Genomic DNA, 22803 nt, shown 5'->3' with positions numbered 1-22803 from the left:
GCTACTAAAAACTTTATTGATTACGTTTTGCTTGTTCAGTTTTCAAGGTTCATTTTGTTGCCGCTCGTTTTCAGCGACTCCTTTATATTAACATCTCACTCAATTCGTGTCAACAACTTTTTTGAAAAAGTTTTTTTAAAACATTTCGTTGAGTTTTTGTTATGTCTTAGCGACAATTAATATAATACAATACCGATATATTAATCGTCAACAACTTTTTCAAAAAAATATCGAGGTATTTTTTTATACCTCGATTACTAGCATACTACAGTCCCTACTCCATTTCTAGAGCTTCTTTATTTGCCTTGTAATGACGGTGGAATATCATGTCGCTTTTCGCAACGATAGGTTCTATTTGAATATAGCCTTTATCCACTAAGTATTCTATAAACACTTCTAAATCAACTGAGCAGTTCATGAGCTCCTCATGATCGTGCAATTCCTGGATTGTCCAAGTTTCTTTTGCTTGCATTACTTCTAAAATATGTTGAGCGCCGTCTCTAGTACGCGAATGTATTAAAAACTCACTTGCTAAAAACAATAGCTCTAATCGTTTTTCTATCGGCTCATTACTCATAACGAGCTCCTCATATAATTTATAAATCGCTGGTTCTATTTTTTTCACTTGTGCCCAAACAGTTACTTCCGGATAAAGTCCACTATCAATAATCGATAAACGACCTAAATGATGTAATGAATCTACTACATGATTATAAGCATCTAGATAACTACCCTTTTCAAAGTACTCTTTTCCTTCTAAGTAACGTCGAATTAACTTTGAAAATTGAATACCCGTTTTGATTTTACGACCGCTAAACGGAAACTCCTGTAATTCAATTTTTAATTTATGAAGAAATTCATTACGATCGAATAATACTCTACCAAAGAAAATCCAATCGACCACTTTTTTATTTGAGCCAATAAGTAACCACTTTCGTATCATTTTCTCAGTAACAGTATGTAAAGCTACTTTATTTCCTTCATATAAGTAATGTTTCGTAAAGACTGGCTTTTCTGCTTCTTTTACAATAATCAGTAAGATTGTATCAAATGTATCTGTAACATTACTTTGTTCCTCACGTTTTTCCACTAAAATAACGCCTAATGTATTCGACTGACTTGCACGTTCCTGGTAAATTGAACGTAAAACTTGCTCCATGTTCAGTCCTCCTCTATTTGCTTATGACCTTTTATCTGTCGCGAAAGCACAACGACAGCAACAATTGTTTTCTGTGCGAAAGCGTAGCGACAGCAACAACAAATGTTTTCTGTAGCGAAAGCAACGCGTCAGCTACAATTACGCCAAGGCGAAATCGATTTCGTTAAAATTTCGACATACTCTAAAAGTATTCCTTCTTTCCATGCTTACAAAGCTAAAATACTTTGTTCTTATATGTTATAGTAGATTTTAGATTGGGAGGCAAGATGATAAATGAAACCTTACAAAAGTAAAATTAATAAGATTCGTTCATTCGCATTAGCACTTATTTTTATCGGCTTTGTAGTTATGTATGGGGGAATCTTCTTTAAAAACTATCCTATTCTAGTATTAATTTTCATGTCCCTTGGTGTACTTTGTATTATTGGGAGTACAGTCGTATATGCATGGATCGGACTTCTCTCAGCACGAGCCGTTCAGGTAGCATGTCCTAATTGCAATAAGCACACAAAAATATTAGGTCGTGTAGATATGTGTATGTACTGCAATGAACCTTTAACGCTGGATCCAACTCTAGAAGGAAAAGAGTTCGACCAATCTTATAATAAGACAAAAAAATCCTAGCCCTCATATAAGAGCTAGGATTTTTTATTGTACCTTTGTAGATACATCTTTACACGATGGACAAGTGCCGTAAATCTCTAAACGATGCGAATGCACATCAAAGCCTGTTACTTGTGATGCAAATTGTTCTATTTCGTCGAGACCAGGATAATGGAAGTCGACTATTTTCCCACAGCATTCACAAATCATATGATAATGATCATTTGTAACAAAATCGAAGCGACTTGAAGCATCACCATAAGTTAATTCTTTCACTAGACCAACTTCACGAAATACGCGAAGGTTATTATAGACAGTCGCTACGCTCATATTTGGGAATTTCCCTTCAAGTGCTTTATAAATTTCATCGGCAGTTGGATGTGCCATTGTTTGAATTAAATATTCCAAAATAGCATGACGCTGAGGAGTAATTCGTACACCAGTTGTTTTTAACGTGTCAAGTGCATCCTGTAAATGCGTTGCAGACATCGTCATGCACCTCTTTCATAAATATTATTAATTGATAATTGTTATAAATAGTGTATCGAATTAAGCTTACTTCTGTCAACATTCACACACATTTCAGTTTAAATAACTTCTTTTTATGGTACCTCAATAACCTCTTGATAAATCCATTACATTTTCTAAGTCTGTTTCACCACGCAGCCACTTCTTTAAACTTGGCTTAAAGATTTCTAAGCTACGTTCAACATATCGCGATGAGTGGCTTGAAATATGTGGGGATACAATTACATTTGGTAAAGTCCATAATGGATGATCCGTTGCTAAAGGCTCTTGTTCAAATACATCTAAAACAGCATAACCAATTTCACCCGATTGAATCGCATGAACCAGAACGTTTTCCTCTACTAAGTTTCCGCGTCCAAAATTCATGAACATAGCATCATTTTTCATCGCTTTAAAATGTTCTTCTTTCAATAAATGTGTAGTCTCTGCTGTTTTAGGTAATACAGAAATGACAATATCAGCCTTTGGTAAAACTTCTATTAATCGATCAAAGCTCACCATGTCATTCATATAAGCCGCTTCCTTACCTGAACGGTTACAGCCAATCGTCGCAACACCAAAAGCTTGCAATAAACGACCTACTTCCGAGCCGATAGCTCCTGGTCCTAAAATAAGCGCTGTACTATCACGTAACTCGGTTTGTTTCGCTTTTTTTGACCATTCACTTTTCTGCTGCTGCTCATAGATCCAAGGCAGTGCACGCTTAATCCCTAAAATATGGGCGAGCATCGATTCTGCCATTGGTGTTTTATGAATGCCACGCACATTTGAAACTAAAATCCCTCGTTCAACAATGGCTTGAGCTGGCATTTTTTCTACCCCCGCTGAAGCTACAAAAATCCACTTAACATTTGTTGCATACTGAATATTTTCATCAGTTAAATCTTCACCATAGGTTACAAGCACATCTGCTTTTTGTAGTTCATCGTTTGATAAACCATTTTCAAAAATAAAATTAACTTGCGGAAATTCTGCTATTAGTGGCTCACGTAAGTCTGGTCTTGGTTCAAACGTAAAATAAATTCTCATTGCGTTACCCCCCATTCTGCTAAATATGTATACACATCTTCAATATGATTTTTCACACGTACTTTACGCCAAGCCTTTATAAGATTTCCTTCTGCATCAATTAAAAATGTCGAACGTTCTATACCCATATATTCGCGTCCATACATCTTTTTCAGTACCCATACTCCATACGCCTCTGCCACTGCATGGTCCTCATCCACTAATAGTGAAAATGGTAATCCATGCTTATCTATAAATTTGACATGCTTTTTCACATCGTCAGGACTAATTCCAAGTACAACTGCATTTAATTTACTAAAATCCTCATGCTTATCACGGAAGTCGCAAGCCTCCGTAGTACAACCCGGCGTCATATCTTTAGGATAAAAATATAAAATAACATTTTGTCCTTTGAAATCCGCTAACGTTACTCTTTCTCCCGTTTCATTCATAAGGGAAAAATCTGGTGCTTTTTTTCCTTCTATTAAAGCCATATCAATCTCCTCCTCTGTATGTTTTATTTTACTCCAAGTAACAAAACAAGTCATATCCCTTAATTTCTTTGGATTTCTTGCACTGATAGGTCTACAATAGATGAAGTATAAAGATTTAGGAGGCAATATATATGAATCACACAAAATCTGAGGCAGTACACGCAGAAGCGCTACAGCACATCGTTGGTGGTGTAAATAGCCCTTCTCGTTCTTATAAGGCAGTTGGTGGAGGTTCACCGGTAGCAATGGCTCGTGGAAAAGGAGCTTATTTTTGGGATGTTGATGGCAACCGCTACATCGACTATCTAGCAGCTTACGGTCCAATCGTTACTGGTCACGGTCACCCGCATATCGCAAAAGCAATTACAAATGCAGCGGAGAATGGCACTTTATTTGGTACACCAACAGAATACGAAGTTACTTTTGCTAAAATGCTAAAAGAAGCAATCCCATCTATGGATAAAGTACGCTTTAACAACTCTGGTACAGAAGCTGTCATGACAACAATTCGTGTCGCTCGTGCTTATACTGGTCGTACAAAAGTTATGAAGTTTGCTGGCTGTTATCACGGTCACTTTGACTTAGTATTAGTAGCGGCTGGTTCTGGTCCTGCAACATTAGGAACACCAGACTCAGCAGGTGTTACAACTTCAACAGCAGAGGAAGTTATTACTGTACCATTTAACAACCCTAAAGCATTTACGGAAGCTATGGATAAATGGGGCGATCAAATTGCTGCCATTTTAATAGAGCCTATCGTTGGAAACTTCGGTATCGTAGAGCCTAACCCTGGCTTCTTAGAATTAGTTCATGCAACAGCAAAGGAAAAAGGTGCATTAACGATTTACGATGAAGTTATTACTGCATTCCGCTTCCACTATGGTGGCGCTCAAAACTTATTAGGCTTAACACCAGACCTTACTGCACTTGGTAAAGTAATCGGTGGTGGTTTACCAATTGGTGCATATGGTGGTCGCAAAGAAATTATGGACACAGTTGCTCCACTTGGTCCTGCCTACCAAGCAGGTACAATGGCCGGAAACCCTGCATCTATGCAAGCTGGTATTGCCTGCCTAGAAGTATTACAAACGCCAGGTATTTATGATGAAATGGACCGTCTCGGAGGCATTTTAGAGGAAGGGATCTTGGCTGCTGCGAAAAAACATGATGTAACAATTACTCTTAATCGTCTTAAAGGGGCTCTTACAATTTACTTTACAGATGTGACAGTAGAAAACTATGAGCAGGCTGAAAACTCAGACGGTGAAATCTTTGGCCGCTTCTTTAAATTAATGCTTGAACAAGGAGTTAATTTAGCACCATCGAAATATGAAGCATGGTTCTTAACAACAGAACATACAGAGGCAGATATTCTTGAAACAATTAAAGCAGTAGATCATGCATTTTCTCAATTGTAATTATGTAATCGCATAAAAAACATCTGTTCAACAGTTATTTAAATTAGCGACAATCATAAATTAGTAAGGCGGCTCTTCTAAGAGTCGTCTTTTTTCATTTAAATGACATACAAATCTATGTATTTTATGAACACTTCCTTCTATAATGTAAAGAAGCATTAATTATGCCTTAGCATAATTGTGTCCCGCTGAAAGAAGTTAAAAATTTTAGACAGAAAGGACATCCACTTTCTATGAAATTAGGTGCCCGTGTATTTAAAACTGGTGTTGCCATTGTGTTCGCCCTATTTATTGCTGAGTTGTTAGAGTTACCTTCACCTGTTTTTGCCGGAATTGCAGCTATTTTTGCGATTCAGCCATCTATTTATCGCTCCTATCAAACGATAGTTGAGCAAGTACAGGCAAATATTATAGGAGCTACCATCGCGGTCATTTTCGGCTTACTTTTTGGTCACCATGTAGTAGCAGTTGGCATTGCCGTCATTACTGCTATTGGCTTAATGTTAAAATTTAAACTTGAAAAATCGTTGTCTCTAGCACTTGTCACAGTTGTAGCAATTATGGAGATTCAGGGTGATGACTTCATTACATTTGGCCTTATTCGCTTTATTACCATTTTAGTTGGAGTGTTAGCAGCATTTGTTGTCAACCTATTCTTCCTACCACCAAAATACGAAGTAAAGCTTTTCCGTAAGATTTACTTTTTACAGGATGATATAATTCGCTGGACGAGACTTGCTGTACGTCAGGCATCTGAACATACATCAACAAAAGGAGCATTAAGCAAATTTAAGGATCGTATGCAACGAGTTGATACACTGTATGATTTTTATAAGGAAGAACGTAATTATTTAAAAAATAAAAAGTATGTAAAAGCACGTAAATTAGTTGTTTATCGTCAAATGATTACAACGTCAAAGAAAAGCTTGGAGCTGCTTCAGCGTCTTCATAATCATGAAAATGAATTAGCACAGCTACCGACACAATTTCATTTAATGATTCAAGAGCGACTTGATTTCCTGCTGACTTACCATGAGCAGCTATTGTTAAAATATACAGGGAAATTAAAGCCCGAACATTCAGAGTGGAGTAAAAACATCGATTATGTTCAGCGCAATGAGTTGATGGAAATATTTATCAAACAAATCACGTATGCACATGATGAAGGCGATACAGAATTCTCAAGCTATCACTTGCTTTATATTTTATCGCGTATTTTAGATTACGAAGAAAACCTAGAGCATTTAGATACGCTCATCGTGTCGTATCAGACTCATCATGGTCATGAAATCAATGTGGAATTTGAAGAGGAATTTATTTAACTAAAAAAACGATAGATTGGATTATACCATTCTGTCGTTTTTTAAATTTGATATACTGCAACAGGTGTGTTGATTAACCATTTTGTCCATCCTTATTAATTAGAAGGCTCTGATTTCCGCTACGTGCTACTCGCTTTGTCGCGGGAGTCGAGTAGACCTACGCTACAATCAGTTAAAATGGAAATATATTAGCAAAATAGTAACGAAAAAATCCTTTTATCGCTCAAAATAAACCTATTTTTCCCTAAACAACATGCTCTTAAGCATCAGCATCTTTTAGTGAATAAGCCCCCCTAAAATAACAGTTTTACCTTAGAGGGGATACTCTCCTTTTTTTATGAACGTTTCAGTTACGTAATGCCATCAGTTTTTTCTCTGCTTGCTTACGCTGTTCTGTTTGTTCATCGCGCAACTTCCTATAATTAGTAATACCTAAAACAATGGTATCCCATATTTCTTCGAGAGTTTGTGTGGTTTCAGGCTGTTGTGCCATAGCAGTACTTAGTTCCACAGTTTCATTGCTAACTCCTCCGAATTGCTTCATACGCTTTTCAAAGGCTGCTACTGAATCATTTTGTAGTTTTTGACGTTTTTCATTAACCGCATTCATAATCCCCATTTTAAAAACAGGAATCGTTGTTACAAACGCATTATTAATTTGCTCCATTAGCTCACTATTGCCATAACGAAGCATCTCAATTTGCGGGGCTGCTAAAATAGCAACCATACGTGATTTCTCAAGTTCTTCTATTTTTTGCTCGAGCAATTCAGCAATGGTTTGCAAACTATTTAGTTCCATTCTTGCTATTTGGTTACCTGCTTCACTCTGCTTTTCATACATAGGTATTAATGTTGTCGAGACTTCTTGTAATTTTAATTCTGCAGCTACTATATACTTTTCAAGGTCAAGATAATACATCAAATCTTCGTTGTATAGTCGTGCAAGCATACGATTATCCTTTGCCAATGCTTCTTCCATTAGCACAAATTGATAATGTATCTTCTCTATATCTCTACCTAGAATATTGTATTTGGCAAACAAATCTTCTTCTTTTTGTACTTCACGCTTAAACAACTTTCTAAAAAAGCCTTTCTGCTCAATTACTTCCTTTTTATCGAATTTTGACATCAAGACTTCAAGCTGCTTTAATAAATCATTTGATTCATTTGCTTTAGATTGCGTTATCATGTTTAAAATTTGATCAGAGAAATGTGATAGTTTCGTTGCAGGTCCTTTACCCAATGCCATTAAATCTAGTTGATTTTTTATATTTATCTGATCTGCAATTTGCTTTACTTCCGCATTTTGACGTAATTGTTGTTTTGCTGCTTCTGCTGTTTCCAGTGTCAGTTGCTCAAGAGTAACAGGGTTATTTGACATCGTGCGCCTCCTTCCTAACCATCAGAAAAAGCGATTAAATAGTTTTTTTATCATTTTATCTGGTTTGTTTTTTTGTTGTTTTGGTTCTTCATATTGTAAATCAAACAACATGTGCTCCAAACGATGTACATCAAATGTATCCTCTTGCAAATATTTTTCTAAATCTAGTTTGCCTGTCGGATTGTATAATACAATATCAATACCGAAGCGATTTAAAAATGCAAGAAGCACAATATCCTCTCGAGATAAAGTTGGCTGCTGCGGTGCTTGATATAATACCAATTTCGGCACCTCTTGCGAATAATCAAAGCTTTGCAATAAACGCAGTATTTCTTGAGGGATCATCGTCATTTGCTTAAATAAAAATAATTGTAAGTCATACAAAGGTTCGTTTGGCTGTTGTTTCAGCATTGGCTGTTCACATGAAGTTTTTATCGTATGGGCGATTGCACGTTGTAGTTCTAATGTTAGATCGCCATATTGCCACCAATCACTTTGCACAATACGCTCTACTGATAGTTCACCATTCACTAGGCAATGCTTATAGTGAAAATGATAGTTGGCTCTACTAGTTGTCACAAATGGAAACTCCTGTACAAATACAGTTTGTTGGCTAGCAAGCAGTTGATGCATATAATGCCAATATTCTTCACGTCTACTCGAAACACCACTTATTTTCGCAAAAATGACTGGGATTATCACTTCATCTTTTATCACTTCAAATTTCGGGCGAACCATGGCCTTCTCGTTTGCATAAATAAAAATATCATCGTATGTCATACGTAGCGTTAAAGAGCGAGGCAGGAAATCTTTAAACTGCCAAGGTTTAAAAACACCCGATTGCTGATCATGCATTAATTGTTCGAAATGCTGACTTGAACGATAACCAACTGTCGCCTGACGGTCACGCATCTTATCAGGAAAAGGCTGTAACGTTGTTTGACTTGCATAGGAATGCGTAATCGAAAACGCATCTGTAGGATCAATCTCTGCAAATTCATCAACTTTAGCTGGATGAAAAATCAATACATCGCAGCCAAGCTCCATTAATAATAATAAAAAATATCTCTGACTAATTGTTGTTTCGCCATACCAAACGACTTTTGGAAAGTCATCTGTCGGCTTCATCGATTTCGTCCATTCAATCCAATGGTTTTTTAACCACTTCACCATATCAATTAAAAATCGACGAAAATCATTTGCAAGTAAACCTAGTGATTGTTGCTCTTGAAAACGTTCAACAACTCGAATCGTCGCCAGCTGTAAATGACGATTCATGTCGGCATCATCATGCTTCGGTATTAACTGATAACCAAACATCATAGCCACTAAACGACTAATAGATAAACCTTTAGGTGTTTGCTGATGCTGTGTTAAAATATTTTGCAGTGCCTGAAAATCCTTTTGTTCTATATATTTGTTTAATTCTTCACTTAAAATATGGATATTTGACTGTTGTGACAATGTAAATAATGAATTAAAATAATCATCTTCTTCTATCGGTGTACCTAACACACGAACAGCAATGCGACTAAAACTCACCTGCTGCGCTGTTTCCTCATAAAATGCGCGACTCTTTGGTGAATCTTGGAACGCCTGTAGCCAATCATCCGGATCACGTTCTAGCACTGATTTAATTGTGATTGTTTGCATACAAACGTCACCTCCTCCAAAATCATCTTCTTTAACACATGCTCAAAAATAACATATTCACGTTTACCCATTGTGTTGCATCACTTATATTTACTTGCCGATTATTTAAATGAAACTTACTTAACAACTGTTTGCTTTGTAGCGAGTCTTAAAACTGCTTCAAGTAATTCTTTTGTAAATGCTTCACCACTGTGCACCGAATAGGTTGTATTCATTAGCGTTCGTGGTTGTTTATCCTTTAAATCCCCATGATGAGGTGTATAAGCGATGTCAGCCATCGCAAGCATTCCGTAATCCATAATAGAATCGCCAGCTGCTACATGCACATCATATGTACAAAGTTCTTTCATATACTCAATCGCCGCTTCCTTCGTAAGTACTTTAGGCATAAAATATAATTTTTTGCCTTGTAGAAGAACATGCCAACCGTATCCGTCAAATTCCTGGATAATTGCTTGTAATTCATCCGGGCGTAAAACATCTACATCAACATGATGAACATAAAATAGGTCATCTATGTAAAATGAACGCTGTAGCCATGTGTCCGATTTTATTGTATGAAAATGTTTTAACATATCCCGCTGAGGAATGGAAGAGTCTTCAATACGCATACGTAATGTTTTTGTCCAAGGTTCATATGGACGACCCTTTTCTAATATTGTACCCCCATTACTCGTAATTGCAAAAGTAGGGCTCAAATCATTGATAAAATGAATTTGTTCATATTGATACAAAGCTCGTGTTGTCACTGGTACAAACTGCACCTGTTTATGTACCTGTTGCAGTAATGGCGCAGTTACTTCTGTCATCATACTAATGATTTCATTCGCTCTTTGTTCAACTACAACTGTATCTGTTGCTGGCGGGAAATTATCCATCATGCGCCTTGAATAAATGAGTGTTCGATCTAAATCAGATGTAAATAGTAGCATATTTATCTCCTCTCTCTTTCTTTAATAAGGCCGCAACATGCATACGACATATTTGAATATTCTTCTATTGGTACATTTCTTTCCTGCGCTAATAATAAGATGTGTTCAAGTTCATTCATGTATTTTGGATTAATTAAAATTTTCCATGGAATTCGTCTTAGTAATACTCGTGTTGTTTCACCAACACCAGGTTTAATAAAATGAATATTATCAATACCAAATGCCTGTTGAATCGCTTGCACTGATTTCATGCCCTGCCAAGTAATCGGAGAGGCTGTTCGCTCCAGCAGTTGTTGTTCAACCTCCTTCTGCACTTTTTCAAAACATGCAGCTACACGATCTATGTATAAGTTTGACACATCTACATCCTCGAGTTCTTTATAGTATTTAGCCCCATGAAAATCAGTTTCATCCATAAATTGCAAATTCAAAACCGTACGACTCACCAACCCGGATACAGTGGAATTCAAACATGCTGAAGGGATTAAAAAATCTGCACGCGTTCCATAAATCGAAGCGCAATGTCCTGGATCAGCCAACACAGCCAAATTTGCACTCAGTTGCTCTTTATGATTTGCATTGAACTTTTCACATGACTGTAGCAATTCCGTTGTGATGGCACCTTTACCCGTCCAGCCATCGATAAATTGAATACTTGCTTGAGAATGTTTAGCAAAAATGTACCGAATAGCTGTCTCATCAAAACCTCGACCACGAAGAATGGATATGGAGTAATGAGGGACACAGACACTATAACGCATTTTTAAATAACGTTTAATTAAAATGCCTATTGGCGTACCTGCCCTTGCTAAACTCACAAGTACTAAATTTTCTAAACCATGATGTTCTACAATTTGTTCAGCCACAATACCAACAGCTAATGCAATGCGTTCTTTATAGACACTTAAAGTTTCATGAAAAAGTGCCATATACGCCTCGGTTGGATGATATTCGACTGGCAACATTTCTGAATAATGCGTACCAGATTGGATAAGACGTTCACGTTTTTCATTATCCAATTCAAGTAAGACATTACTAATATCACGAAATAAAAAAACAACATCTTCAGGTGCATAGCTACCCATTTTATCTGGCTGCATAATTGAGATCATTATTCTCCCTCCACTTCATGCATACAAACTACATAAATTTTTGCATTACTTACAGATTGCAATGCTTTCACAAATAGTGCTAGAACTTCTTTATTTGCTATACGTTCCACAACTACAAATAGTTCCGAGTAAGGGTGACTTTGTACATTATATAAATAGTTTTCAACACCATTATTTTCAGGACATTCAAAAGCAATTTTTTCTGTTATTGTATAGTCTTCATGATCTGTACAATAAATCGGACTTCGTGTTGTTGATTGAAAATAAACATCTTTACCTAAGTAAGCGGCCATTTGCATTGGGACATACATAAACTCACCTGTTCCAATTACTAGTGCCGGTCCATCTGTTCGTAGTTTTTTTAATTGCTTGGCGATTGCCTGTAATGCATCCTTTTGCTTGCTATGCTGCTCAGACGTCAACATAAATCTTCCGGTTGCTAGCATATAGGGTTCACTGTTTTCTAGACCGTTCTCCGCAATAGAACGATAATATCTACGCTCACCCGTTTCTTTTATCGGTAATAGCGATATATCTTGTGCAACACAGTCCATTGCTCTATTTGGGCTACTTGTTAAAAGCGGTGTACCACCACAACTAAAGTGACCACCCATAATCGCTATAAAATCAACCGATACTTGCCACTTCTCCTCTAATTGCTTAAAAACGGCTTGCTGTTGTTCAGAACGCCAGTCTAAAATGGATAGCACCGTATAATACTTGACTAAAGGAAATTTCTTCCGTAACGTATTAATAATATTAACGACCGTATTTCCAGTTGTAATCTCATCATCAATTAGCACAATGCGCTTTGCCTGTAACAATTTTTCAGGTTCTTCAGTGTAAATATTATGGCTTGTCGCATGTGAATGTTCTTCTTCAAATGTAACAAATGGTTCGAAGTCAGGTAGCTCTTCTCGTGTCGTATGAATATACATAGCATTCGATTGAAACGTATTAAACACAGCATGACCAAGTGCTGTTGCTGTTTCTGCAAATCCAATAAACAATGTTTCCTCAGGCAGTGTCATACATGCATCCATAGATCGTTGTAAATCATCCTGCTCATTGAAAGTTTTAAGTGCCTGTACAATAGATGGAATGCTATTTACTTCTTGATCAACAAGCCTCTGATAATACATCATTGCTAGGAGATTTCCTGTAAGCAATGGTATTTGTGGACGAACAGCTAAATGTTTTCCAAGAACCGTACTGACAAATAAAAATTGTCTTTTCTTATTAATACGTGCCGCCATTTTAAATAAATCTGTGGCTACAAAATCATATGGATTATGTGTGATCTCAATCTCTATGTCATAACTTTGAAGAATATTTAACTTATTTTTTACTTGTTGCATAGACAGTCACTACTCCCTATCTCTGAATTTAATAACAGTGAGGCAAAATCTATGGACTCGTGATAGACCCCATATACATGTGCCTGACGCAAAATTCGCTGAGCCCATCTCATATGTGGTTTTATTTCGTTCATTTTATTGGCATAGTGACTTTTCAAAACACCTTTTTGACCATCATTATTTTCTACAATACTTAGCGCATCTAAATATTCCTCATAGGAAATAGCATATAAAGCATGTACAACACGAATATGGCTAGGATGAATAACCGTTTTACCTAATATTCCATTCTGTCTGTCCATTAATACTTCCTTCATTAATCCATCTAAACAATCATCTAACAATGCCTTGCGTGTAGCCAGTGCACCCTTTTCACTAAACGGTGTTACTCTTAATTCTGGTTTTAATACACGTTGATTACTAAAATACTCCCATACAGGCCCAGAAATGATAAAGCCATCTTCTTCACGACCTAGTACATTGATAATATCAGCAACACAATCTCGGATTACACTTATATCATAAATTGTCGAATCCATACGACGCCGAATGCCATATATTCCGCAAAAATCAGTGGCACCTATACGCACGTTTAATACTCGCTGTCGGTATTGCTGCAGGACTTCTTTAATAGCAAATAACGCATCCATACGAGATTCCTTATATAAAACTTCACGACTTTCTAAAATCGGCATACCATATAAGGTTAATTGATGCTGTTGAATCGTTTGCTCCAATAATTCAAAATAGATAGCCCCTTGCGCTGCTGTAAATTTAGGAAATACATAACCTGTTAATACTTCTTGTCGCTCTCCTAGCATAGTGATTAAATGTCTGAATTGTCCGATATTTCTAACGCGAATAAATATTAGTGGTAATTCCTGAGGTAGTAGTTGTTTAGTGCTATAGAGCATATATAATTCACTAATATCACCTATCAATTTTGCCTCACAGCTCTCTAATTCAGTATCTCCTACTGCATCCTCTAAATCTATGACCAATGATGCCAGCTCTTTATATTTTCGTGATTGTATTATACTCACAATATTGGGCATAGATGCAGGCATATACAAAGTCGCACCCAAGGCATATGACAAAATATCTGGGGTTTCCCATTTCGTAAAAGGCTGTGGCTTTTTATAAAAAATCGTCTCTGCTTCTGTTGCAAAATGTTGCAAATTATTCCCCTCCTCTGTAAAAAGTATTCCTTGTAAAAAAGCACTGCATCGGCCTGCTTCTACAGACCAATACAGTGCCTTGGTTACACCGTTGCTTTCTTATTCATCTTGTACACCACAAATGTTAATAAGAATGCCGCTTACTTTATTGTAGGCCAAATGTATTAATTAATGCTGCTAATCCACCTTTATAGCCTGAGCCTACTGCAGCAAATTTCCACTCGCCATTATGACGGTACAGCTCACAAAATACGACAGCTGTTTCAATACTGAAATCCTCACCTAAATCGTAGCGCAGTACTTCTGATCCCGAATCTTCATTCATTAAACGAACATATGCATTCAACACTTGTCCGAAATTTTGTTGACGTCCTTCTGCATCGTAAATTGTAACAGTCACAACAATCTTTTCAATTTGAGGAGATACTTGCTTTAAGTTCACAAGAATTTTTTCATCGTCCCCATCGCCTTCACCTGTACGATTATCACCAATATGCTCGACAGATTGGTCTGCACTCTTTAAATTATTGTAGAAAATGAAGTCTTGTTCATTACGGCATTTCCCAGATGCATCTAGTAAAAATACAGATGCATCTAAGTCAAAGTCTTGCCCACCATCGAATTGTTTCACATCCCAGCCTAATCCAATACCTATGTTATTTAAGCCTGGATCTTGCTTTGTTAAATCAATGCGTTGCCCTTTACTTAATTGAATACCCATTAGAATTCTCCTTCATTTTTAAAAATATATTTTAGTTTACATCTAAGCCATAATCGTTACAAAGAACAGCCAATCCACCTTGGTAACCAGCTCCGACTGCGTTAAACTTCCATTCACCGTTATGGCGATACAGTTCACCTACAACAATAGCTGTTTCAATACTGAAATCTTCCCCTAAATCATAACGTATTAGTTCCTCATTTGAAGCTGCATTCATAATACGAATGTATGCATTAGAAACCATACCGAAGTTTTGGCTACGCGCTTCTGCCTCATGGATTGTTACAGTGAATGCTATTCGTTGTACATGTGCAGGTACTTGAGTTAAAGCTACTTTTACCACTTCATCATCGCCATCGCCAATACCTGTTAGATTATCACCAGAGTGTTCAACTGAACCGTTACCACCTGTTGGATTATTATAGAAGATAAAATCATTTTGATCTGCTACTTTCCCTGTATCAGCAAGTAAAAATACAGATGAATCTAAATCAAAATCATTTCCACCATCATATTTATTTGTATCCCAGCCTAAACCAACAACAACATTTGTTAACCCTGGATTTGATTTTGTTAAATCTACCTTTTGACCTTTTTGCAATGAAATTCCCATTATTCTATTCCTCCTATATTTTAAATTATTGATATCTTCGAACTACATCGCCAAGCTTCATATCGTTTGTACCTGTGCCAACAGCAGCGAACTTCCACTCATTATTATGACGATAAATCTCACCACAAATGAGCGTCGTTAAGTTCGAATAATTATCAGATAAATTATAACGAATTAATTCATTTCCAGTTCTGTCATCATACACACGAATATATGCATTTTGAATCATACCAAAGTGTTGGTTACGTCCTGCAGCATCATAGATATTCACGACAAATACAAGTTTGTTATATTGCGTTGGTACAGAAGATAACTCGATGATGATAACTTCATCATCCCCATCTCCATCACCCGTTAAATTGTCGCCTGAATGTCGGACAGAACCACATGTACTTGTTAATTTTCCAAAGTAAACAACGTCATCTCCTGCTATAACCTTATCATCTTGTAGCATTAATACAGATGAATCACAATCGATACTTCTTTCATTACTTTCACTTTTACTTGAAAATAAACCGCCTAAGAAGCCACCACTTTTTCCTTGGCTTACAGGGTCCCACCCTAACCCAACTTTAATTTTATTTAAACCTGCATTACCTTTTGTTAAATCAACACGTTGCCCTTTTTGTAAATTAATTCCCAATTTTAACAACCTCCTACAATTTGTATGTACTGAAATAATCTAGATTCTCACCAAAACGTGTGGTTGATTTCCGTTCCGACTGGGCGCTTTGCCGCTGACGCTTCGCTTTCGCGCAGATAAAACATTTGTAGCTGCCGCTTTGCTTTCGCTACAGAAAACATTTGTTGCTGACGCTTCGCTTTCGCACAGAGCAAAGCTTCCAGGGGGCGTCCGATGAGCCGCTTCACTCGCGATGCTCGCTCCAGGGTCTCATCTGTGACGCTAATCCCCTAGGAGTCACCCAGTCTCCACTCCAATCAACCAATATACAGTGCATATATTTTTAAAAATGTCATCCACAACTTATGGTGATGAGATGTCATCCACAACTTTTGGTGATAAGTCCAATATATCTCAATTTTAAAATAATACTACAAAAAACTCAATAAACGAATCCATAAAAAGGTTTTGACCCTGTTCTTATTTCGTCCTCTAATGCTTTTAAAAAAATTTCTACTTTTAAAAGACGTTCCTTGTGAAAAAGTGTTTCCATTTCCATTGCATCCTTTTATTTGACAGACCAATGAATATTAAAAAACCTTCTAACGCGTAGAAGGTTTTTTGATTTTTCTATTAACTTTTCATTTTTGGGTCAAGTGCATCACGCAAACCATCCCCCATTAGATTAAAACCAAGAACCGTTAACATAATAGCCAAGCCTGGGAAAATCATCGTCCACGGTGCCTTTAATAAATAGATACGGGCATCTGCAAGCATTTTCCCCCACTCTGGTGCTGGTGCTTGAGCTCCTAATCCTAGGAAGCCTAATGCTGCTGCTTCAATAATCGCTGTCGCAATAGCTAGCGTTCCCTGTACAATTATTGGCGTCATCGAGTTGGGCAATATATGCGAAAATAAAATTCGTGCATCACGCATTCCTATGGCCTTTGCTGCTACGATATATTCCTCTTCCTTGACACTTAATACTTTCGAACGAATGAGACGACCAAAATTTGGTACGTTAATAATAGCAATGGCAATCAATGCATTTTGTAAAGATGGGCCAAGCACTGCCACTACTGCAATAGCTAGTAAAATACTAGGAAACGCTAACATAATATCAAAAATACGCGAGATAATCGTATCAATCCATCTTCCATAATAACCCGCAATAATACCAAGTGAACTACCTACAATAACAGAAAGAATAACCGAAAAAAAGCCTACCGATAAAGAAATACGAGCTCCATGTATGATTCTAGAAAAAATATCCCGACCAAAGTCATCTGTTCCAAACCAATGCTCACTTGACGGTGCTAATAAACGTTTCGTTAAATTTTGTTCATTAATACCTTCAGGAGCAATCGTCGGACCAAATATAGCAATTAAAATAAAAAATAGTACAATGCCTGCACCTACTAGGGAAATTTTGCTCTTTTTAAAGCTACGCCAGCCTTCTCTCCAAGGGCCTGACGCACGTTCACGACTTGGTGCTGCCTCTGTTTTTATATCTATCGCTTCAGTCATTATCGCCTCTCCCCTCTACTTATATTTAATCCGTGGATCAATCACTGTATACAGTAAATCCACAATCAAGTTAATCATGATAAAAATAAAAGCAATGACTAAAATACCCGATTGAATAACAGGATAATCTCGGAAGCCAATGGCATCATAAATATAACGACCAATTCCAGGCCAGCTAAAAATGGTCTCTGTTAAAATAGCACCACCAAGCAATAATCCTGTTTGCAAACCGATGACTGTTAAAACTGGAATAACTGCATTTTTCAAAGCATGTTTATACACGACAATAAACATTTTTTGTCCCTTCGCTCGAGCAGTGCGTACATAGTCAGAGCGCATTACTTCAAGCATTGACGCCCTAGTTATTCTTGCAATAATCGCCATTGGAATTGTCGCAAGTGCCATCCCTGGCAATACTAATCGCTTTAATACCTCAATAAATTGATCAAAGCGCCCTTGTATAAGCGTATCTAGTAAATAAAAATGAGTAATGGCGGTTATTGGATCTCGCACATCTTCTCGTCCAGACGTCGGGAACCAGCCGAGCTGATTACTAAAAGTCCACTGTTCCATCAAACCAAGCCAGAAAACGGGCACTGACACCCCAACTAAAGCAACAACCATTGCTACATAATCAAACCATGAGTTTTGGAACCATGCAGAAATAATGCCAGCATTAACTCCAACTACCACTGCGATAATCATGGCAAATAGCGCTAGCTCAGCTGTTGCCGCTAAATACGGGAAAATTTCCTCTGATACAGGTATCTTAGTTCGTAATGATACTCCTAAGTCCCCCTGAAAAATGCCACCTAAATAACTAAAATATTGTGTGTACCACGGATTATTTAATCCTAAACTTGCGTTTAACGCTTCGACCGCTTCTTTCGTTGCCTGCTGTCCTAAAATTACTTGTGCTGGATTACCAGGAATTGCACGAATTAACATGAAAACGATAAAAGTCATTCCAAGCAAAACTGGGATTAATTGAAACGTCCGTCTTCCCATATAGTGAAGCATCCTCTTCACCCCTCTGTTATTTTCATAATATAGCGTTGCATCAGGCATATTGATTAATCGCTTTTGTCCACTTTTTTTATTAGAGGCTTATCACCATAACGTAAGGTTGATTTCCGTTCCGACTGAGCGCTTTCTAAGGGAGTCAAGTCGAATAAAAATCAACTTATATACATAGCGTTCTAACAATGACATCCCCAACTTATGGTGATGCATCAAATTAAAAAATTAACTCTAGCCTATTAAAAACGAGCATTTTCATATCATTCTTTAGTAAAAAGAATCCGCGAGATTTCTACGGCTTACCCGCAGAAAAGCAAGCAGATTCTTCTAAGCTCTTATTAAAATAGAATTCTAATGTCTACTTCATATCTACTGTATCTAAACGATCAGAACCTGTTGGATGTGCAATATAGTTTGTAACTTTAGTGTTAGCAGCTAAAATTGGGGTAGAGTGAGCAAGTGGAACCCACGGAGCATCCTTAGAGATAACCTCTTGAGCTTGCTTGTAAAGGGCATTACGCTTGTCCTCATCCATTTCTGTTTGTGCTGCAACTAATAGTTTGTGCAATTCTTTGTTGTCATAGAATGTATAGTTGTTAGAACCAATATTATCTCCGTCTAATAAAGTGTAAAGGAAATTATCCGCATCTCCGTTATCACCTGTCCAACCAAGTAAGAACGCATCCGCCTCTCCATTTTCCGCCTTTTCTAAATACGTAGCCCATTCAAACGATACAATCTTAGATTTCATACCAACATCTGCTAAATTCTTCTGAATGGCTTCCGCAATTTTTTGACCATCAGGCATGTACGGACGTGGTACAGGCATTGCCCATAGCTCGATTTCTTTACCATCATAGCCAGCCTCAGCTAATAATGATTTTGCTTTTTCTGGATCATATTCATAGCCTTTAACCTCATCGTTGTAGCCTGCAACTAATGGTGGCATTGGATTTTTTGCTGGCTCACCTAATCCTTCAAAGAACGCATCTACTAATGCTTGTTTATCGATTGCATAATTTACTGCTTGGCGAACTTTTACGTTATCAAACGGTGGACGTGTTACCGTTAATCCAAGATAGCCAACATTCATAGATGGACGTTCGATTAATTGTAAATTTGCATTTGATTCGATTGAAGCTTTATCAGATGGACTTAAACCATCAACTACATCAACATCACCGTTAGTTAATTCATTGAATCGTGTGGAGTTATCTGGAATAGAACGGAAAATAACTTTATCTAATTTCGGCAAATCTGCAATACGGTAATCAGGGTTTTTTTCTATTGTGATGGACTCATTTCGTTTCCACTCTACAAATTTGAATGGACCAGTACCTACTGGATGATCTTTAAGTGCCTCATCATTTTTTTCAAAAGCTGCTGGCGAAGCAATAGCAAATGGAGACATCGCTAAATTTTTCAAGAACGTTGCTTGTGGTTGAGCTAGTTTAAATGTAACTTTATAATCACCATCAGCAGTGATCGACTCAATTACTTGCTTTCCACCTACTGTAAATTGAGAATGGTAGTATGGGAATTTATCAGCACCAGCCTTCCAGCGCTCAAAATTTTTCACAACTGCTTCAGCGTTAAAATCAGTACCGTCATGAAACTTAACACCTTCTTCAAGTTGCATAGTGTACGTTAGCCCATCTTCTGAAGGTTCCCAAGATTTTGCTAGTCCTGGCTGCAATGTTACATCCTTCTCTCCAAAGTTAATTAGCGTTTCATAGAGGTTAACCGTCACTTTAAACGATTCACCTTCTGTCACTGTCGCTGGATCGAGAGCAGTAGAATCGCCACCACGACCATATACTAAAGTTTTTGGCCCGCTACTGCTAGCCTCCTTGCCACCAGTTGAAGTTGACGTATCTTTAGAACCAGCATCCTTAGTATCTGAACCGCCACAAGCAGCTAAGATTGTCGAGAGAATAAGGATAAGCATTACACCCAAAGTCCAAAGCTTCTTTTTCTTCATTGATTTTCCCCCTAAGTTTTTTTTATATCATTGAATGTTGGATTGCATCATATAGATGGCAAGCAACATAATGACCCGGTTTCACTTCATGCATTTTCGGAACTATTTGAGAACATTCTTCTTTTTTAAAAGGACATCTCGTATGGAAAGTGCACCCGCTTGGCGGATTCGAAGCACTTGGAATATCTCCAGAAATAATGAGCTGTTCACGTTCAAACGTAGGATCTGGAACAGGTACCGAGGATAGCAGTGCCTGTGTATATGGGTGAAGTGGCTCAGCATATAAATCCTCGCTTGCAGTCAACTCCACTAATTTCCCTAAATACATCACACCTACACGATTACTAATATGGCGTACAACCCCTAAATCATGGGAAATAAAAATATAAGTTAGCTTTAAGTCCTTTTGTAAGTTTTGCAATAAATTCAATACTTGGGCCTGTATGGACACATCGAGTGCAGAAACAGGCTCATCCGCAATTATTAAACGCGGATTCGTCATTAGTGCACGGGCGATGCCGATACGCTGTCTTTGACCACCACTAAATTGATGTGGATACCGTTTCACATGATATTCATGTAACCCAACAATTTCGAGAAGCTCTAATACCTTCTGTTTCCGTTCCTTTGCATTGCCCATTCCATGAACAATAAGAGGCTCCTCCAATATTTTCCCAATACTATGTCTCGGATTAAGAGAGGCATAAGGATCTTGGAAAATCATTTGAATGTCTCTACGGGCTTTACGCATTTCATTATTCGATAATTCTGAAATCATTTTACCTGCGAATTCAATTTTGCCCTCTGTTGGCTCAAGTAATCGCATTAAAAGTCGACCAGTTGTTGATTTACCACACCCGGACTCACCTACAATGCCTAATGTTTCTCCTTCAAAAACTTCAAAGGAAACATCATCCACTGCCTTTACGTCTCCAACCTGTGTATTAAAGACACCCTTCCGAATGGGAAAATATTTTTTTAAACCATCAACTTTCAACAACACTTTCGACATGATGCTCCACCTCCTGTTTCTCTAGTAAAAAACATCTCGATTTATGCTGCTCTGCTGCTTCATATAAAGGTGGTGTTTCTTGTACACAGCGATCCATTGCAAATTCGCAACGCGCTGCAAAACGACAGCCTTCCTGAATACTTCCTGGCTTTGGTACACTGCCTGGTATAGAGTATAGGTTGTCCTTTTTATAACGCATATCTGGTACAGATTTAATAAGTCCTTGTGTATAAGGATGCTTCGGATTAGCGAATATCTCCTGAATAGGTGCCTCTTCTACGATTTGACCTGCATACATCACAATAACCCGCTCGCATGTTTCTGCTACAACGCCTAAATCATGTGTAATTAATAAAACAGCCGTATTTAAACGTTTATTTAAATCTTTCATCAGCTGCAAGATTTGAGCTTGAATTGTCACATCTAGTGCAGTAGTCGGCTCATCAGCAATCAATACTTTCGGATCACAAACAAGTGCCATCGCAATCATGACCCGCTGTCGCATTCCTCCCGATAGTTGATGAGGATAATCTTTTAATAACCCCTCAGCACGCGGTAAGCCTACAAGCTTCATAATTTCAATTGCCCTTGCCAAGGCTTGTTTTTTCGACCATTTTGGATTATGAATTAAAATCGCTTCTTTTAACTGATCCCCAATTGTAAATAAAGGATTTAAGGATGTCATAGGCTCCTGAAAAATCATCGCTACATCTTTTCCACGAATTTTCTGCATTTCTTTATCAGATAATGTCGCAAGGTTTTCGCCATCTAATAGTATTTCTCCACCCGTTATTTTTCCAGGTGGTGATGGTATTAATCCCATAATGGACAGTGATGTGACACTTTTTCCACTCCCCGATTCCCCTACAATCCCTAAAATTTCTCCCTCATGAACAGAAAAATCGATATCATCTACGGCAGGAATTTGTCCATCATCTGTAAAAAAGGTTGTCTTTAAACCTTTTATTTCTAGTAGCTTTTTCCTCATGATCAATCGCCCCATCCCACCAATATTTTACTTAATTACATATGAACTCGAACTAGAATTACCTAAACTAACTGGCTCATCACAATAACGTGTGCTTATTTCCGTTCCGACTAGGCGCTTTGTAGCTGCCGCTTCGCTTTCGCACAGATAAAACATTTGTTGCTGTCGCTTCG

23 protein-coding genes are annotated in these 22803 nt (G+C 37.6%); 4 read left to right on the top strand and 19 right to left on the bottom strand.

Annotated features, from left to right (window positions below; genetic code table 11):
* Nucleotides 1-274: 274 nt before the first annotated feature.
* The gene (locus QRN68_RS16600; RefSeq protein WP_285398025.1) at nt 275-1159 is read right to left on the bottom strand and encodes a nucleotidyltransferase-like protein; all 885 of its coding nucleotides are present in this window, start codon (nt 1157-1159) and stop codon (nt 275-277) included.
* Between the two features lie 102 nt (nt 1160-1261).
* Here QRN68_RS16600 and QRN68_RS16595 point away from each other — a divergent pair, with 102 nt between their 5' ends.
* Together QRN68_RS16595 and QRN68_RS16590 are read left to right on the top strand one after the other, a co-directional pair.
* On the top strand, nt 1262-1402 hold the full coding sequence (locus tag QRN68_RS16595) for a hypothetical protein (protein WP_285398024.1): 141 nt from the start codon (nt 1262-1264) through the stop codon (nt 1400-1402).
* Between the two features lie 30 nt (nt 1403-1432).
* Complete coding sequence (locus QRN68_RS16590) at nt 1433-1783, top strand: YgzB family protein (protein ID WP_285398023.1); 351 nt, start codon at nt 1433-1435, stop codon at nt 1781-1783.
* Between the two features lie 24 nt (nt 1784-1807).
* Here QRN68_RS16590 and perR read toward each other — a convergent pair whose 3' ends face one another.
* From perR to bcp, 3 genes are all read right to left on the bottom strand, one after another.
* Nucleotides 1808-2251 (bottom strand): peroxide-responsive transcriptional repressor PerR, encoded by a 444-nt coding sequence (gene perR, locus QRN68_RS16585; protein ID WP_285398022.1) that lies wholly within the window; start codon nt 2249-2251, stop codon nt 1808-1810.
* 123 nt (nt 2252-2374) lie between these two features.
* Nucleotides 2375-3319: a D-2-hydroxyacid dehydrogenase gene (locus QRN68_RS16580; protein ID WP_285398021.1), complete on the bottom strand. Its 945-nt coding sequence runs from the start codon at nt 3317-3319 to the stop codon at nt 2375-2377.
* Entirely contained in the window at nt 3316-3792 is a 477-nt protein-coding gene (gene bcp, locus QRN68_RS16575) for a thioredoxin-dependent thiol peroxidase (protein WP_285398020.1), read from the bottom strand. Before bcp ends, QRN68_RS16580 begins: the two co-directional genes overlap by 4 nt.
* A gap of 131 nt (nt 3793-3923) precedes the next feature.
* On the opposite strand from bcp, the gene QRN68_RS16570 reads away from it, so the two are divergent.
* Together QRN68_RS16570 and QRN68_RS16565 are read left to right on the top strand one after the other, a co-directional pair.
* Nucleotides 3924-5210: a glutamate-1-semialdehyde 2,1-aminomutase gene (locus tag QRN68_RS16570; RefSeq protein WP_285398019.1), complete on the top strand. Its 1287-nt coding sequence runs from the start codon at nt 3924-3926 to the stop codon at nt 5208-5210.
* A gap of 233 nt (nt 5211-5443) precedes the next feature.
* Nucleotides 5444-6532 (top strand): FUSC family protein, encoded by a 1089-nt coding sequence (locus tag QRN68_RS16565; RefSeq protein ID WP_285398018.1) that lies wholly within the window; start codon nt 5444-5446, stop codon nt 6530-6532.
* Between the two features lie 346 nt (nt 6533-6878).
* On the opposite strand, the gene QRN68_RS16560 is transcribed toward QRN68_RS16565, so the two are convergent.
* The 15 genes from QRN68_RS16560 to QRN68_RS16490 all read right to left on the bottom strand — a co-directional run bounded on the left by QRN68_RS16560 (nt 6879) and on the right by QRN68_RS16490 (nt 22630).
* Nucleotides 6879-7913: a toxic anion resistance protein gene (locus QRN68_RS16560; RefSeq protein WP_285398017.1), complete on the bottom strand. Its 1035-nt coding sequence runs from the start codon at nt 7911-7913 to the stop codon at nt 6879-6881.
* Between the two features lie 21 nt (nt 7914-7934).
* The gene (locus QRN68_RS16555) at nt 7935-9566 is read right to left on the bottom strand and encodes a YceG family protein (protein ID WP_285398016.1); all 1632 of its coding nucleotides are present in this window, start codon (nt 9564-9566) and stop codon (nt 7935-7937) included.
* A 116-nt stretch (nt 9567-9682) separates the two neighbouring features.
* Nucleotides 9683-10498, bottom strand: coding sequence for an HAD family hydrolase (locus QRN68_RS16550; RefSeq protein WP_285398015.1), 816 nt, complete (start codon nt 10496-10498; stop codon nt 9683-9685).
* 2 nt (nt 10499-10500) lie between these two features.
* Nucleotides 10501-11610 (bottom strand): cysteine protease StiP family protein, encoded by a 1110-nt coding sequence (locus QRN68_RS16545; protein ID WP_285398014.1) that lies wholly within the window; start codon nt 11608-11610, stop codon nt 10501-10503.
* Nucleotides 11610-12968 (bottom strand): phosphoribosyltransferase family protein, encoded by a 1359-nt coding sequence (locus QRN68_RS16540; protein ID WP_285398013.1) that lies wholly within the window; start codon nt 12966-12968, stop codon nt 11610-11612. The genes QRN68_RS16545 and QRN68_RS16540 overlap by 1 nt, the downstream gene beginning before the upstream one ends.
* The gene (locus QRN68_RS16535) at nt 12956-14146 is read right to left on the bottom strand and encodes an HpcH/HpaI aldolase/citrate lyase family protein (protein WP_285398012.1); all 1191 of its coding nucleotides are present in this window, start codon (nt 14144-14146) and stop codon (nt 12956-12958) included. The genes QRN68_RS16540 and QRN68_RS16535 overlap by 13 nt, the downstream gene beginning before the upstream one ends.
* Before the next feature lie 145 nt (nt 14147-14291).
* Nucleotides 14292-14867 (bottom strand): TerD family protein, encoded by a 576-nt coding sequence (locus QRN68_RS16530; protein WP_285398011.1) that lies wholly within the window; start codon nt 14865-14867, stop codon nt 14292-14294.
* A gap of 31 nt (nt 14868-14898) precedes the next feature.
* Nucleotides 14899-15480 carry a TerD family protein gene (locus tag QRN68_RS16525; RefSeq protein ID WP_285398010.1) on the bottom strand — a complete coding sequence of 194 codons (582 nt, stop codon included), beginning with the start codon at nt 15478-15480 and terminating at the stop codon, nt 14899-14901.
* Between the two features lie 25 nt (nt 15481-15505).
* Entirely contained in the window at nt 15506-16123 is a 618-nt protein-coding gene (locus QRN68_RS16520) for a TerD family protein (RefSeq protein ID WP_285398009.1), read from the bottom strand.
* A gap of 47 nt (nt 16124-16170) precedes the next feature.
* Complete coding sequence (locus QRN68_RS16515; protein WP_285398008.1) at nt 16171-16350, bottom strand: hypothetical protein; 180 nt, start codon at nt 16348-16350, stop codon at nt 16171-16173.
* Nucleotides 16351-16735: 385 nt separating this feature from the next.
* Complete coding sequence (nikC, locus tag QRN68_RS16510) at nt 16736-17629, bottom strand: nickel transporter permease (protein WP_285398007.1); 894 nt, start codon at nt 17627-17629, stop codon at nt 16736-16738.
* A 15-nt stretch (nt 17630-17644) separates the two neighbouring features.
* The gene (locus tag QRN68_RS16505; RefSeq protein WP_285398006.1) at nt 17645-18649 is read right to left on the bottom strand and encodes an ABC transporter permease; all 1005 of its coding nucleotides are present in this window, start codon (nt 18647-18649) and stop codon (nt 17645-17647) included.
* A gap of 358 nt (nt 18650-19007) precedes the next feature.
* Nucleotides 19008-20630, bottom strand: a complete 1623-nt coding sequence (locus QRN68_RS16500) for an ABC transporter substrate-binding protein (RefSeq protein ID WP_285398005.1) — start codon at nt 20628-20630, stop codon at nt 19008-19010.
* A gap of 22 nt (nt 20631-20652) precedes the next feature.
* Entirely contained in the window at nt 20653-21642 is a 990-nt protein-coding gene (locus QRN68_RS16495; protein WP_285398004.1) for an ABC transporter ATP-binding protein, read from the bottom strand.
* Nucleotides 21617-22630 carry an ABC transporter ATP-binding protein gene (locus QRN68_RS16490; RefSeq protein WP_285398003.1) on the bottom strand — a complete coding sequence of 338 codons (1014 nt, stop codon included), beginning with the start codon at nt 22628-22630 and terminating at the stop codon, nt 21617-21619. Before QRN68_RS16490 ends, QRN68_RS16495 begins: the two co-directional genes overlap by 26 nt.
* Between the last annotated feature and the right edge of the window lie 173 nt (nt 22631-22803).

Origin of the sequence: Lysinibacillus sp. fls2-241-R2A-57, assembly GCF_030209535.1 — a bacterium.
GTDB lineage: Bacteria > Bacillota > Bacilli > Bacillales_A > Planococcaceae > Lysinibacillus.
The sequence above is the reverse complement of the archived record's forward strand: the minus strand, read 5'-3'. Positions and strand labels throughout refer to the sequence as shown.